Here is a 13,117-nt window from a genome sequence, read left to right as displayed (position 1 = left end):
TGCAACTGGCTTGCAGCTTGATTTTGATTGACGTTGATTGTAAAGAGTTTGCGCCTTTTTGGTTGGAATGCGGGTGGATGGTCACGGTGCAGGCCCGCCTCGATCCATAACTTATTGATCTTATGGTTCATCGCTTATGTCGGTTTCGCCCGATCCTTTCCCTGCCTCACGCGCGCCCTTGCAACTGCTTCTGTTTGTGGATCACCGCTCCAGTTCCTGGGAGCAAGCAAGCCTAATTCAGGGCCGATTACAGGCCCTAAAAGCCCGCTATCCCTTTGCTTTCGACATTGTGGACGTGGCCGAGCAACCCTACGTGGCTGAACATTTCCGGCTGATTGCCACGCCCGCGCTGGTGAAGGTGCATCCCCACCCTCGCCAAACCCTGACGGGAATGGACTTGGCCCAGCAACTGGATGCTTGGTGGGAGCGGTGGCAGGAGGCAATTCACGACAGCTTGGACTCGCCGGAGAAGAACCAGTCGATGGACATGATGCCGACGGATGGTTCGCCCTCGTCGTTGGCAACGGCGGCGGAGGTGATTCGTCTGTCAGATGAAGTCTTTCGGTTAGGGCGGGAAAAGGCGGAGTTAAGGGAACTGTTGCGGTTTAAGGATCGGGCGATCGAGATTGTGGCCCACGATTTGCGAAACCCTTTAGCGGCGGCTTCGATGGCGATCGAGACCCTGGAGGCCAGCTATCGACCCAACACCATTCAGGCGGCCCAGATGACCGATAGCCTGCGGGAGCGACTGTTGATGCAGGCGCGATCGCAAATTCGGGCGATCGATCGCTTGATTGCCAACCTGTTGGAAGTGTCCCAAGGGGAGGGGCAAGAGGCCGACATTCAACCCCAGTCCGTTGATCTCAAGGCCCTGTGTCACGCGGTGATCGACACCTTCAGCAGTCGAATTCACCTGAAGCACCAAACCCTAGAAACGGATATTCCCCAGGACTTGCCGGTGGTTTATGCCGACCCCGATCGAATTCGGCAAGTGATTTCCAACCTGCTGGACAATGCCGTGAAATACACGCCGGATGGGGGCACAATCCATGTGGCCGCCCTCCACCGCACCACCCAGAATGTGCAGGTCAGCATTTGCGACAGTGGCCCCGGCATTCCCGACAGTCAACGTAGCTCCATCTTTAAAGAGCGATTCCGACTGCAACGAGATCAACGCTCAGAAGGATATGGCATTGGGCTAGCTGCCTGTCAGCGGGCGATTCGGGCCCACTATGGACAAATTTGGGTTGATGAGCGGCCGGGCGGCGGGAGTTGTTTTCATTTCACCCTCCCGGTTTACCAAAAGCTGGGGTACAAGCCGTCTGCTTTATAGGGCAACCATTAACTGATCAAGAAGATGTCTGAGCAATAACTTGGGGTACTGGCAAAGCACCAGTAGTGGTGAAGACAAGGGGCTTAAGCCCCTTGTCTTTGGTTCCTTAGAATCGCTCAAAACGACTGATGAATTGGTTCCTATTCATCTGGCTCGATCGTGCTGGTTAGCCCTTTGTTTTTGAGGGTTTCGCAATAAAATTCCGCATGTTCTTGGGCACAGGTAATCACTAAAGCCAAGCCGTTAAAATGGGCTTCCATCATGATGTTAACGGCTTGGGGTTGGGTAAGGCTGCTAACGGTTTGTAACAGCGTTTCCACCACGTATTCCATGGAATTAAAGTCATCGTTATGCAGCAGCACTTTGTAGCGAGGTGCTGGTTTACGGATGGTGGCGGCTGACTTCTTTTCTATGATTTCAACGGACATGGCGTAGTTCCTCGGTAAACGGCATAAGTAACCATTGGGGCGATCGAGCCGTTGGCCTAATTGCTTAAACCCGATTAGCAAGAGGAGCGATCGCTCACTGCAATTCACTCTTTATTATTATCAACTTTTCTCGACAGTCAACTTGCGATCGCGGTTCTGAAAATGCCTAGGTCTGGGGGTTGGTTAAAGCGTTTACGCCTGTGACCCATTTAGGGTTTACGTGGGCGATCGGGCTGCTGATCACAGAAATAATGGCGACCGTAATCGATCAGCGTGGTGACAGTCAGCCCCAGGCAAAGGGACAGGCCAAAAACCGGCCAGCGGTTGAAAAAAATGGCATAGCGCACCGCAGCCCAGGTGAAATAGGTGCGCCAGAGATCAAATTCTTCGCGCATTGCCCAGAGACTAGCTAGGCCGATCGTGCCCCAACAGAGGACGAGCAGCAACCAGCGCGATCGACTGGGCAAGCGAGAGGAAGAAGGAGCAGGCACACTTGGGCAAGGGGCGAGGAAGAAAAGACAAACGGCCGATTGAGAAGTCTCTGGAGTTGAGCAAGAAACTGGCATTGGGGCAATCAGCAACAGCAAAGTTGCAGAAGCTCAGAAAACCCGTTCAGTAAACCTGTTCAGCCAACCGATTCAGTAAACCGACTCAGTAAATCAGTTCAGCAAAGAAGGGAATGGCTAAATAGAGTCTTGGAGCTTGGTTTCGGTTTCCGTGGCAGGTTTGGGGGGCACATAGCCTGGGCGCGATCGCCACCAGGCTAGCAGGGTACTGGCGATGAAAATACTGGAGTAAGCCCCAGAGATGAACCCAATGATCAGGGCTAGCGAAAAGTCCCGCAGGGTGGAACCCCCAAACAGGAAGATCGCCACAACCGAAAGCAAGGTGCTGGCGGTGGTGTTGAGCGATCGGGTCAGGGTTTGATTCACCGCATCGTTCACTACTGTATCGATCGGGGCGGTGGGATTTTGGGCAATGTTTTCCCGCACCCGATCGTAAATCACCACAGTGTCATTCACGGAAAAACCAATGATCGTCAGCAAGGCCACGATAAACAGCGTGTCAATTTCCGTGCCGCCAAACCAGCCCATGGCCGCAAATGCCCCGACCGTAATCAGCACATCGTGGATTAGGGCCACCACCGCAAAAATAGCGTAGTCCCACTGGAAGCGAAAACGCAGATAGATCACAATGCCCAGCAGGGACAGCAACACAGCCATCACCCCGGAGTTCAGCACCTGCTGCCCCAGTACGGGCCCCACCGTGTCAATCAGCGTTCCTTGGGCATCAAACTTGCCCAATTTGGCTTCCAGGGCGGTCACCAAGGCCGTGCGCTTCTCGGCCGCTAAATCCTGCGATCGAATGGCGATGATATGTCGGTCTTGGGCCTTGGAATCCACATCCAACAACTGAACAGCCGCGCCGCCCAAATCCTGTTCGTTCAGCACGGCCCGCACATCGGCCAGCTCCACAGGTTTTTGGCATTGGGGTTGGGCCCCGGTGGCTGGGCAGTCCAATTGCAGTTGCAGACGAGTTCCCCCCACAAAGTCTAGTCCCAACTTCAGGGGCGTGCCAAAGGTGACCATGCAACCAATCACGGCGATCGCCCCGGCAACGGTCAAGGCCAGGGACAGCGACCACCACAACCGACTTTTTTCAATAATCTTCAGGTTCATCACGCTTGCTGATTCAGGAGGGCAGGTGGAATGGGGCGAAGGGGGGCGCTAGTTGCCCGAGCCAGCCGTTTTCAGATTGGCTTTTAAACCGGGGCAATACCACTCAGGACGGCGCAGGGAAGGAATACTGAGGGCCACAAACAACAGAGTGCGGCTACAGGTGAGGGCGGTGAACATGCTCAACAACACCCCGATCGCCAGGGTGAGGGCAAACCCTTTAACCAAACCTGTGCCCAGCCAAAACAGCACCACACAGGCAATCAGGGTGGTGACGTTACCATCCAAAATGCTGGAAAACGCCCGATAGAAACCGGATTCAACCGATCGATAAAGACTCTTGCCCGCTTGCAGTTCCTCGCGGGTGCGCTCAAAGATCAGCACGTTGGCATCCACCGCCATCCCGATGCTGAGAATGAAGCCCGCAATCCCCGGTAACGAGAGGGTGACAGGCACCAGCGCGAATACTGCAAAGTTCAACAGGGCATAGATGATCAGGGCCAGGTCAGCCACCACGCCGGGCAGGCGATAGTAGATGGCCATAAAGATCAGCACCAACACCAAGCCACCCACACCGGCCCAAATGCTGCTTTCTACGCTGTCGCGACCCAAAGTTGCGCCTACGGTGCGGGTTTCCACCAACTTCACGGGCAGGGGCAAGGCTCCACCCTTCAGTTGAATTACCAACTCTTGGGAGGAGTCGGCGGTGAAGTTACCGCGAATTTCGGTGCTGCCGCCGGTAATTCCCAATTGGGCATATTCCGGCCCCACCACGGGTGCGGTTAACAAGTCCCGATCGAGAAAAATACCCAGGCCGCGACCCGTGCCCGCCAGTTTTTTGGTCAGTTCCGCATAGCGATCGGCGGCATCGGCTGAAAAGCGAATAATCACAACCCAAGAGTTACCCAAGCCACCATCCGGGGCGGCTCCCGCTTCCCGGAGATCTTGGCCCGTGAGCACCGCTTTTTCAAACAGTTGGCTAATGGCTTCCTGGCTCCGTTCGATCGCCCGCTGATTTTCGTCGATCGCGGCCTTGTCCCCTGCCTGAATCAGCGCGGCCCGTTTCGCCTTCAGCTCGTCGTAAACTTGCCGTTCCGCTTGGTATTGGGCCTCGGTTCCCGGTTTTTGCTCCCGAAACTCCAGCCGCGCCGTGTTGCCCAAAACTCGCTCCGCCTGTTCCGGGTCGCTGACCCCCGGCAGTTGCACCACCAGCTTGTCGTTGCCGGACGTTTGCACCAGGGCTTCGGAAACCCCCAGCTCATTAATCCGGTTATCAATAACTTTGCGGACGGCCGAGAGATCTTCGGGCGTGACCTGGGGAATTTCCGGCGTGGTCATGACCTGGAGTGTCAGTTGGGAACCACCGCGTAGGTCAAGCCCCAACTGCACGGGCAGGTTAACAATCACGGCGATCGCCGCGATCGTCAGCACCACAATGAAACCAAGGGTAAATTTTTGGCGTTGCATAGGCCTCAGGATTGCGCGTCGCCGATCGGCTGAACCAACGACCCCCGAAACGGGCCGGATGTCGCAACGAACATACTACACCGCAACCCCGACCGCCGAAGCGAGTGATCGCGGCTGTAACCCTTGAACTGTTTATGAACCTTCGGCGCTGGATTGGTACTGAACTGAATTGGTACTGAGTTGGCGCTGCATTGATTCTGAACGGCGTTGCCATCAACCCGTGATCCCAACGGTTGATTGACCCCAGCAGTTCAGGCAACGGCCCACAGGGTTCATCAACAGGGGTTCATCAACACACTGAGCGCCAGGAAATAGAAACCAGAAAATCAGGCAAAATAACCCACAGACAAACGCCGATCGCCCCCGATGGTTGCAAAATTTTGCATAACTGGAGCGATCGCCCGGGGTTGAGCAACGCAGGAGAATGCATGGCTGAGTTATCCACCTGCCTGGACTGTGGCGGAGCAGTGCCCTTGGGGGCGGCGGCCTGTCCCCATTGCGGGGCGATCGACTATTTGGGATTGCCCTGTGCGGTTTGTCAGCAGCCGATCGCCCCCTCGGCGGTGGTTTATTTACCCCAGTTGCAGCGCTTCTTTCATGAAGATTGCTTGGCTCAGGTGCAATTAGCCCCGCGCCCCTGTGGCAGTTGTGGAGCCTTGGCCCTGGATGCGTCCTTGGAACATTGCCCCAACTGTGGTGCGCCTCTGGATCACCAGGCCTGTAAATTTTGTGGCCATGCCTTTGCACCAGAGCTGACCGGCTGTGAGGATTGGATCCACAACGTTGAACGAGATGGCCTGCTGATCTACGAAGATATTGCCCGCCGAGGCGAAGCCCATCGGATTTGTGCGGAAGCAAGGGGCGGGTTTGCCCGCCAAGATTTGTATCAGGATTTGTTTGAAGCATTGAAAGTGGGAGATTGGCGATCGGCCGATCGGGAAACCGATCGGCTAGTGCGTTACTTTGCCGCCCAATGCTCCTTTCTGGAATTACCCACGGCGGAACTGCAACAGATTGATGAGCTGTGGGTGACCTACAGTCGCGGGCAATTTGGCTGGAGCATTCAAGCGGCCCTGTGGACAGAATTGGGCGGGCAGCCGGGAGACTGGGATCCAGAGGTTTATGAGCAGTTGGCGGACTATGTGGGCTGGCAAGTGACCCTGTTTGATCCCGATGCGGTGGCCCAGGATGACTGGCAACGGCTGGCCCTCTGGTGGCAACGGTTTCGGGGCACTGCGCCCGATCGGGTGGTGGAACTGATTCCTTACGATTCCCTCATTTTTGACCTGTCGGCCCCGGTGGGTCATTTGCCCTACCCCGGTGCGGAGACGGGGCGCAACTTTGCAGCGGGGCGATCGCGCCAAGACTCTTGGGATGTACCCTATTTGGCGCTTCACTGGCCCCCGGCCGATTGGTCGGCCGTCGAGGAGGATCGATTCATGAATGATGACCAGGAGCATGGGTTGAGATTGCCAGCGGATGATGTTCCCGATGATGATCTCCCTGAGGATTTCGATGATTTGCCGGATGCCGCCGCTGAGATTGCCCGCGATCGGGATGTGAACCCATGAGCAGCTCCCCGAAGCGATCGAGCCGATTTGGGAATTTAGGCGGTTTTTGGCCCGGCGGATCTGGGCCGGGCCGATCGGGTTGGGTGCTTGGGTTCGTTCTGGTGGTGGCGGTGCTGTTGCGGTTTTCGGCCCTCGATCGCGCGGTTTACTGGTACGACGAAACCATCACCTCCGTGCGCATTGCGGGTTATACCAAGGAGCAAGTGGAGGACTTTTTCCAGCCCCAAGGGCGGCCCGTTTTCCCCGCTGATTTAGTTCCCTTGCAGCGATCGGGCGATCATCCTTGGCTGGCGACGCTCCACAGCCTGGCCACCGAAACCCCCGACCAAGTGCCGCTCTATTACCTGTTGCTGCGGGGCTGGACGCATTTGGCAGGGGACTCGGTAGCGGCGATTCGGGCCTTTTCTGCCCTGGTGAGTCTGCTGGTGTTTCCGGCTTTAGTTCTGTTTGGGCAGGCTTGGTTAGCCGATTGGCCCAGGGCCCGATCGGTGATTGGTTTGGCGATCGGTCTGGTGGCCGTTTCCCCGATCCAAGTGGTCTATGCCCGCGAAGCCCGGGGCTACAGTTTGGCGGTGGTGTTGTTTTTGTTGGCCAGTTGGGCCCTGTTGCGTGCTCTGCGGCTCGATCGCTTGGGCAAACCCACCCGATCGGCCTGGATGACCTACGGAGTCTTGGTGGCCTGCAATTTCTATGGTCATTTGCCCTTGGCCCTTGGGATTGCTGCCCAAGGAGCCTACGTGGCCCTGCGGGGATGGCTGGAGCGATCGCACCGGGGTTGGAATGCCTTGCGCCATAACCTTCTAGCCTGGGGTGGTTCCCTGCTGGGGGCGCTGGTGCTGTTCAGTCCCTGGCTGGTTTGTTGGCTGACCTATCGAAAACCCATGGGTTGGATCGATCGGGAGCTGACTTGGGGAACCTTGGTGCAGCGTTGGGGCCTGAATTTCAGCGCGATCGCCCTGGATTGGCAAGCCTGTTTCGATCGGCCCCTGTTTGACATCACCCAGGAAACCGACCCGATCACCCTGTCCTGGCACTGGCTCCCGATCGGGTTGTTGCTGGCGATGGTTGCACTCAGCATCCGGCGCTTGCTGCGGGTCACGCCGCCGGATATTTGGCTGTTTCCCCTGTTGACTGGCGCGATCGCCCTGCCCTTTGCCCTGTTGGATGCGGTGGATGGCGGCCAGCGATCGACCATTGCCCGCTACTTCCTTCCGGCCTACTTGGCCCTCACCTGGGTGCTGGCCTTTGGCCTCAGCGAAGCTTGGGCTAACCAACGGCGGCGGCCTTGGGCTGCGGGGGCGATCGCCCTGTTGTGGGTGGTGGGGCTGTGGTCCAGTAGCCAAGGCGTGATGGCTCCCACTTGGTGGAACAAATACAGCAGTTACGACGATCCGGCGATCGCCCAGCGGGTGAGTGAGCTGCAGCCACCCGTGGTGATCAGCGGCAATGCTCTGCGGTTGCTCACCCTGGCCCGTCGCCTGCCGTCCCAAGCCCAACTGATTTACCTAGAGGAACCCGATCTGCCCCTTCCTGAAACCATTCAGCGGGCGATCGCCTATCGGCCCAAAACAGAATGGCTCGATCGGCTCAAAACCAATCCCCGCTACCAAATCCAGGCGATCGAACCCTTTAACAACACTTGGGTCATTCAAGCGCTCGATCAATCACCCCCCAAAGCGCCCTAGCACCGATCGATCGGCCGATCGTCAACACTGGAACATGACCCATTGTGAAACTTGGGCAATGAGCAACCGAAGAACTTCATTTTTTCGATCAGACCATGATCCTCAATTCTCTAGATTCTTCAGCAATCGCCGGTATTACGGTTCATGTGCAAATCATGAATAAACCCAACAAAGGCTACCGCTGATCTCGGAAGTTTCCTAGGCTAGAAATTGGAATTTAGGAGGCGATCGAGCATGAGTTCTGAATTTAAAACCAGTCTCAGCCACGCTCTCGGTCTGGGGCAATCGGCTTGGAAAATGACCGTTGAGATCGCCCTCTTGTTGTGGGTTGGGGCCACCTTGGCGATCGACCTGGCGGCCATGCCGGCCCTCTACATGGGCGGCATGATGGAGCGGCCCGACTTTGCGCCCGTGGGTTGGTTACTGTTCAATGGGTTCAACCACGTGGGGCTGTTGGTGGCCGGGGTTGTGATGGCCGGTGCGCTGGCCTTGGGATATCGTCACGAAGTGAGCCGCCTCAGCGAGCGGTGGGTGGTGGCGATCGCGGCGGTGCTGATGGCCATTATGTTGATGCAAACCTATTGGCTCGCGCCGACCATGGCGGGGCTAGGGGCTTCCCTGTCTTGGGCTAGCACTGCTCCCTCGGTTCCGGCGGCCATGACCCTTTGGCATGGGGGCTACTTTGGGCTGGAAACCCTAAAGCTGCTGTTGAGTGGCAGCCTGTTGGGGTTATGTGTGCGAGGGGCGGTGGTGCGCCAATCCTAATGGCTTGTTATGTGTCAGCTTGGGGCTAATTCCCTGGCGTGATCGGGGCGCTGGGGGTGGGTACGCCAATCAGTCCAAATTTTTGGAAGGCAATCACCACCCCTACGGAGATGACCGCCCCGATCGCCAGACCCGCCAGAAGCAAGATCAAGAAAGTGCGCTGCATCAATTTTTTGGTGCGCGCATCCACGCTTTGGGGAGCCACTAGCCCAGTGCCGTAGCGATCGCCCCCGGGTTCTCCGGTGGGAGATCCAGGCAGTGAACCGGGCAGCGAACCGGGCAGCGACGACCCAGAACCCCCCAAGGGATTGGGATTGGATGAGTTAGGAAACATCGATCGAACCGCGCTTAAACGCTGGCAAAAAGGGCTGACCAAGGCTGCACGGGGGCATCATCCCGCGCCACGATTTCCACAATTTTGTTGCGGGCCGCCGGTTCCCACAAGGCTTCGACACAAACCTTGGCCACCTGCGATCGGGGAATCGATCCCTCAAAGAGCGTATCGACAGTGCTCATCACCACAGGGGTGTCCCGATCTTCGTTTTTCAGACCGCCGGGCCGCACGATCGTGTAGGTCAGGCCGCTGTTTTGCAAGTAGCGCTCACCCTGTTGTTTCCAAAACAGAATCAACCAAAACAAATTCAGCGGGTGGAGCAGTTTGGACACACAAAGGGAAGAGACCAGCACCAACTGCTCAATGCCCGCCGCCTTGGCTGCATCGGTTAAGTTCTTGGTTCCCAGATAATCCACCTGCAAGGGGCCCGTTGGATCCAAGCTGGGCCTGGCTCCGGCAGCGCTCAACACCACCGTGCAACCGGCTAAGGCAGAGTCGATCGAGCGGCGATCGAGTAAATTGCCCTGCACCACTTCCACCGAATCCGGCAAAATCGCGCGAGCGGTGGCCAAATCGCGCACCACGGCCCGCACAGGTACTTGGCGATCGACCAAGGCTTGCACAATTCGCCGGCCCGTTTCGCCGGTTGCACCAAACACCACGGCTTTCATCGTTGTTTCCGTCTCCCTTATCCAGTTGGTTATGGTCTCAAATTCCGGGGCCACACTGATCGCCCGTCAGCGGGTGATTAACCCTCGAATCGGCCCTAAAGCGGTCGCGAATAGCCCAAAGCATCCTTCACCCGAAGCAGGGTGGCATTGGCCACGGCGGCCGCCTTTTCGCGGCCATCCCGCAACACAGATTCCAGATAGCCCCGATCGCCCATCACCTCGTTATATTTTTGCTGAATTGGCTCCAGCGCCGCGATCGTCGTTTCCGTCAGCAGGGGCTTGAACTGTCCCCAACCCATGTCGGCACATTCCGTCGCCACTTCCTCGCGGGATTTGCCGGACAAAATTTGATAGAGACCCAACAGGTTGTGGCATTCGGGGCGATCGGGGTTATTAAACTCCAAACCGCGCTGGGGGTCAGTTTTGCAGCGCTTAATTTTCCTGGCGATCGTGTCGGGGCTGTCCAACAGCTCAATCCGGCTCATCTCCGTCGGATCCGACTTCGACATCTTCTTCGTCCCGTCCGTCAGGCTCATCACGCGGGCCCCTTCCTTGCGGATGGCGGGTTCAGGCACTTTCAGAATCGGCCGCTCCTCGCTGCCGTATTGATGATTCACCCGAATCGCCACATCGCGGGTTAACTCCAAGTGCTGCTTCTGGTCTTCGCCCACCGGCACCAAATCCGCGTCATAAAGCAAAATATCCGCCGCCATCAACACCGGATAGTCCAGCAGACCCACACTGACGTTTTCGCCTTGCTTCAGGGCTTTTTCCTTAAACTGAATCATCCGCTCCAGCCAATTCAGGGGCGTGACGCAATTCAGCAACCAAGCCAATTCGCTGTGGGCGCTCACGTGGGATTGGATAAAGATTGTGGAGCAACTGAGGTCAATTCCACAGGCCAAGTAGAGGGCGGCAATCTTGAAGCTGTCTGCGGCCAACACCGCCGGATTGTGGGGAACGGTGATGGCGTGCAAATCCACCACACAGAAGAAATTGTCGTACTGGTGCTGATCGACGACCCAATTACGGATTGCGCCCAAATAGTTGCCGAGGTGGATGCTGCCGGTGGGTTGTACGCCGGAGAGAACTCGTTTTTTGCTGGTTTGGCTCATGGGTTGCAAAGGGGGCCGATCGGGTGGAGCAGTTTTTTAGGTTGTCTGGGCGGCGACGAGGGAAACGATCGATGGCTCTTGTTCGTCTAGCAATTCCAACGGGGGAACTGCTGGCGTTTCTTGCCACCGCTTAGGAATCCTAGCGCGGCAGTTCGCCGGATTCAATCTGGATGACGATCGGGTTGGATAGCGATCTGGGTGCAGGCTGGGGCAATAACTTGGCTACAATCCGAGAAATTTTGCCTGAACTGTTGAGCTTGATTAGTGAAGAGGGCGATCGCGATGGGGCGGGTTATGGTCTGGGGATGGCGTTTGAGCGGCGGGGCGATCGGAGTCTTGTTGGGCGTGGGGTTAGGAACAATGGGGGCGATCGCCCAACCGGCAGCCCCCAGTGGCTCTTCGGGCAGCAGTCCCAAGCCCTCTTTTTTTGAAGAGTCCCGGAGGCCGGCCCGCACCGGCTTTTCCGAAACCTTTGTGATTGATGCACTGGATGGGATGGCGGATCCTCTGGGTGGGCGCGGCGCAACCGGTAGCGGCACACCCAGCACCGTGAGCGAAGGAGCCAATCGCCCCCGCAGCAACACCCCTAGCGCCACACCGAACAATCCCAGCTCTCCAGTACCGCCCGGGCTGCCCCCTGGGTTCGATCGCACCACCGTGATTATCATTCGGCCAACCGTCAATAATCAGCGCTAGGGCGACAACCGCGCCTTACCCAACCGATTGGTTTCATACCAATCGGCCAAGGCCGGCATCCAATTTTTGAAATGCACCATCAACAAGTCGCACAGCTTTTGAATTTCCAACTGTGCGTCAGCTTTGGCTCGCAAATCGAGAATATGCATGAGCGATCGGGCATTGCAACTCATCACGAAATGCTGGCGCACATCGAAGGGAATCAACCCGCGAGCGTGCTCTTCGGACAGGCCTTCCTCAATCCGTTGCTTATAGCGCTTGCAAGCTTCTAAGCACCAATCCAAATCCGCTTGCCGTTGCTCAGGCGAATAAAAATACTTTTTCCCTTGGCGATCGGCGTAGTAACCAACCGGCCGCAGGTAGAAAATTTCTTCCAGTGCCCGTTTTCCTTCGATTACGTCCAGAATTCGCATTCCTGAATATCTTCCGGACTGAACATCGAAGGAAATTCCTACTCGATGAGTCCGCAATTGTTGCATGGTTGAATGGGGAAAAAAGCCCACATTAAACACAATTTGCGGATGCTCGATCGGCCCAAAATGTCCCCGATTTCCCTGTAAGAGGTGCTTGATAATTAACTCACCCGCTCGGGCCTCGTCGGGGAATTGATCGCGCTCATCAACCACAAAGTTTTCTGAATAATCCTGGTGCATGGCTGCCCACACCAACTGCTGAGGATTGGGCATGGCGGAAAGCACTTCAACACGAAACAGATCCATGACGTTCGAGGGAAAGCGACAATGAGGGGCAGGAAAAGGGAGATGGATAACCGGCAAACTGGGTGCGAATTAGACTCGGGCAATCACGATCGACTCGGGTTGGTCTTGATATTTCCCCCGGCGGGTTTCATAGCTGACTTCGCAAGGATCGCCTTCCATAAAGAGCAATTGCACAATGCCTTCATTGGCATAGATCCGGCAATCGGCGCTCGATGCGTTGGAAATTTCCAGGGTCAAATGGCCGCGCCAGCCCGCCTCTGCTGGGGTCAAGTTGGCAATCAAGCCGACACGGGCGTAGGTGCTTTTGCCGATGCAAAGGACGGTGATGGTGTCGGGAATTTGCAAATGCTCTAGGGCGACTCCGAGGCCGTAGGAGTGGGCCGGCAGGATGAAAAATTCACCGTTCTCATCGCGGTGTAGCTCGGCGGGATCCAGGTTGGCGGGGTTGAAGTTTTTGGGATCAACGACTGTGCCAGGAATGTGGCGAAAAATTTTGAATTCCTTGGGCGACAGGCGGATGTCATAGCCAAAACTGCTGCACCCATAGGAGATGACGGGATGCTGTTCGATGCGCCGTACAAGTTTTGGCTCGAAGGGGGAAATCATCCCTTGGCGGGCCATCTCGGTAATCCAGGCATCGTTCTTGAGCATGATCGT

General features: G+C 56.7%; 14 protein-coding genes. 5 read left to right on the top strand and 9 right to left on the bottom strand.

The genetic code is table 11. The annotated features are described in order from the left end of the window. The first annotated feature begins 136 nt into the window (after positions 1-136). Positions 137-1,333 carry a histidine kinase gene (locus H6G53_RS00235; RefSeq protein ID WP_190355136.1) on the top strand — a complete coding sequence of 399 codons (1,197 nt, stop codon included), beginning with the start codon at positions 137-139 and terminating at the stop codon, positions 1,331-1,333. 140 nt (positions 1,334-1,473) lie between these two features. On the opposite strand, the gene clpS is transcribed toward H6G53_RS00235, so the two are convergent. The 4 genes from clpS to secD all read right to left on the bottom strand — a co-directional run bounded on the left by clpS (position 1,474) and on the right by secD (position 4,904). Further along, positions 1,474-1,761 (bottom strand): ATP-dependent Clp protease adapter ClpS, encoded by a 288-nt coding sequence (clpS, locus tag H6G53_RS00230; protein ID WP_099533615.1) that lies wholly within the window; start codon positions 1,759-1,761, stop codon positions 1,474-1,476. A gap of 209 nt (positions 1,762-1,970) precedes the next feature. Then, entirely contained in the window at positions 1,971-2,252 is a 282-nt protein-coding gene (locus tag H6G53_RS00225; protein ID WP_190530545.1) for a hypothetical protein, read from the bottom strand. A gap of 192 nt (positions 2,253-2,444) precedes the next feature. Then, positions 2,445-3,440: a protein translocase subunit SecF gene (gene secF / locus H6G53_RS00220; RefSeq protein ID WP_190355137.1), complete on the bottom strand. Its 996-nt coding sequence runs from the start codon at positions 3,438-3,440 to the stop codon at positions 2,445-2,447. A gap of 48 nt (positions 3,441-3,488) precedes the next feature. Next, entirely contained in the window at positions 3,489-4,904 is a 1,416-nt protein-coding gene (gene secD, locus H6G53_RS00215; RefSeq protein ID WP_190530544.1) for a protein translocase subunit SecD, read from the bottom strand. Positions 4,905-5,332: 428 nt separating this feature from the next. Here secD and H6G53_RS00210 point away from each other — a divergent pair, with 428 nt between their 5' ends. The 3 genes from H6G53_RS00210 to H6G53_RS00200 all read left to right on the top strand — a co-directional run bounded on the left by H6G53_RS00210 (position 5,333) and on the right by H6G53_RS00200 (position 8,925). After that, positions 5,333-6,475 carry a GUN4 domain-containing protein gene (locus H6G53_RS00210; RefSeq protein WP_190530543.1) on the top strand — a complete coding sequence of 381 codons (1,143 nt, stop codon included), beginning with the start codon at positions 5,333-5,335 and terminating at the stop codon, positions 6,473-6,475. Next, a complete protein-coding gene (locus H6G53_RS00205) occupies positions 6,472-8,160 on the top strand; it encodes a glycosyltransferase family 39 protein (protein ID WP_190530542.1) in 1,689 nt (562 codons plus the stop codon). The genes H6G53_RS00210 and H6G53_RS00205 overlap by 4 nt, the downstream gene beginning before the upstream one ends. A gap of 234 nt (positions 8,161-8,394) precedes the next feature. Next, on the top strand, positions 8,395-8,925 hold the full coding sequence (locus H6G53_RS00200) for a DUF4149 domain-containing protein (protein WP_190530541.1): 531 nt from the start codon (positions 8,395-8,397) through the stop codon (positions 8,923-8,925). Positions 8,926-8,950: 25 nt separating this feature from the next. On the opposite strand, the gene H6G53_RS00195 is transcribed toward H6G53_RS00200, so the two are convergent. The 3 genes from H6G53_RS00195 to trpS form a co-directional block, all read right to left on the bottom strand. Continuing rightward, positions 8,951-9,259: a hypothetical protein gene (locus H6G53_RS00195; RefSeq protein WP_099533601.1), complete on the bottom strand. Its 309-nt coding sequence runs from the start codon at positions 9,257-9,259 to the stop codon at positions 8,951-8,953. Positions 9,260-9,273: 14 nt separating this feature from the next. Then, positions 9,274-9,930 (bottom strand): SDR family oxidoreductase, encoded by a 657-nt coding sequence (locus tag H6G53_RS00190; RefSeq protein WP_190530540.1) that lies wholly within the window; start codon positions 9,928-9,930, stop codon positions 9,274-9,276. 95 nt (positions 9,931-10,025) lie between these two features. Then, positions 10,026-11,045 (bottom strand): tryptophan--tRNA ligase, encoded by a 1,020-nt coding sequence (trpS, locus tag H6G53_RS00185; RefSeq protein WP_190355143.1) that lies wholly within the window; start codon positions 11,043-11,045, stop codon positions 10,026-10,028. A 282-nt stretch (positions 11,046-11,327) separates the two neighbouring features. On the opposite strand from trpS, the gene H6G53_RS00180 reads away from it, so the two are divergent. Next, positions 11,328-11,741 carry a hypothetical protein gene (locus tag H6G53_RS00180; RefSeq protein ID WP_190530539.1) on the top strand — a complete coding sequence of 138 codons (414 nt, stop codon included), beginning with the start codon at positions 11,328-11,330 and terminating at the stop codon, positions 11,739-11,741. Here the strand turns inward: H6G53_RS00180 and thyX are convergent. Next, entirely contained in the window at positions 11,738-12,460 is a 723-nt protein-coding gene (gene thyX / locus H6G53_RS00175; RefSeq protein WP_190530538.1) for an FAD-dependent thymidylate synthase, read from the bottom strand. The two genes, H6G53_RS00180 and thyX, sit on opposite strands and share 4 nt — an antisense overlap. 69 nt (positions 12,461-12,529) lie before the next feature. Beyond that, the gene (gene dcd, locus H6G53_RS00170; protein ID WP_099533595.1) at positions 12,530-13,111 is read right to left on the bottom strand and encodes a dCTP deaminase; all 582 of its coding nucleotides are present in this window, start codon (positions 13,109-13,111) and stop codon (positions 12,530-12,532) included. Positions 13,112-13,117 lie beyond the last annotated feature (6 nt).

Origin of the sequence: Limnothrix sp. FACHB-406 (genome assembly GCF_014698235.1) — a bacterium.
Classification (GTDB): Bacteria; Cyanobacteriota; Cyanobacteriia; order CACIAM-69d; family CACIAM-69d; genus CACIAM-69d.
Note: the sequence above shows the minus strand (reverse complement) of the source record. Positions and strands in the feature narration are given on the sequence as shown.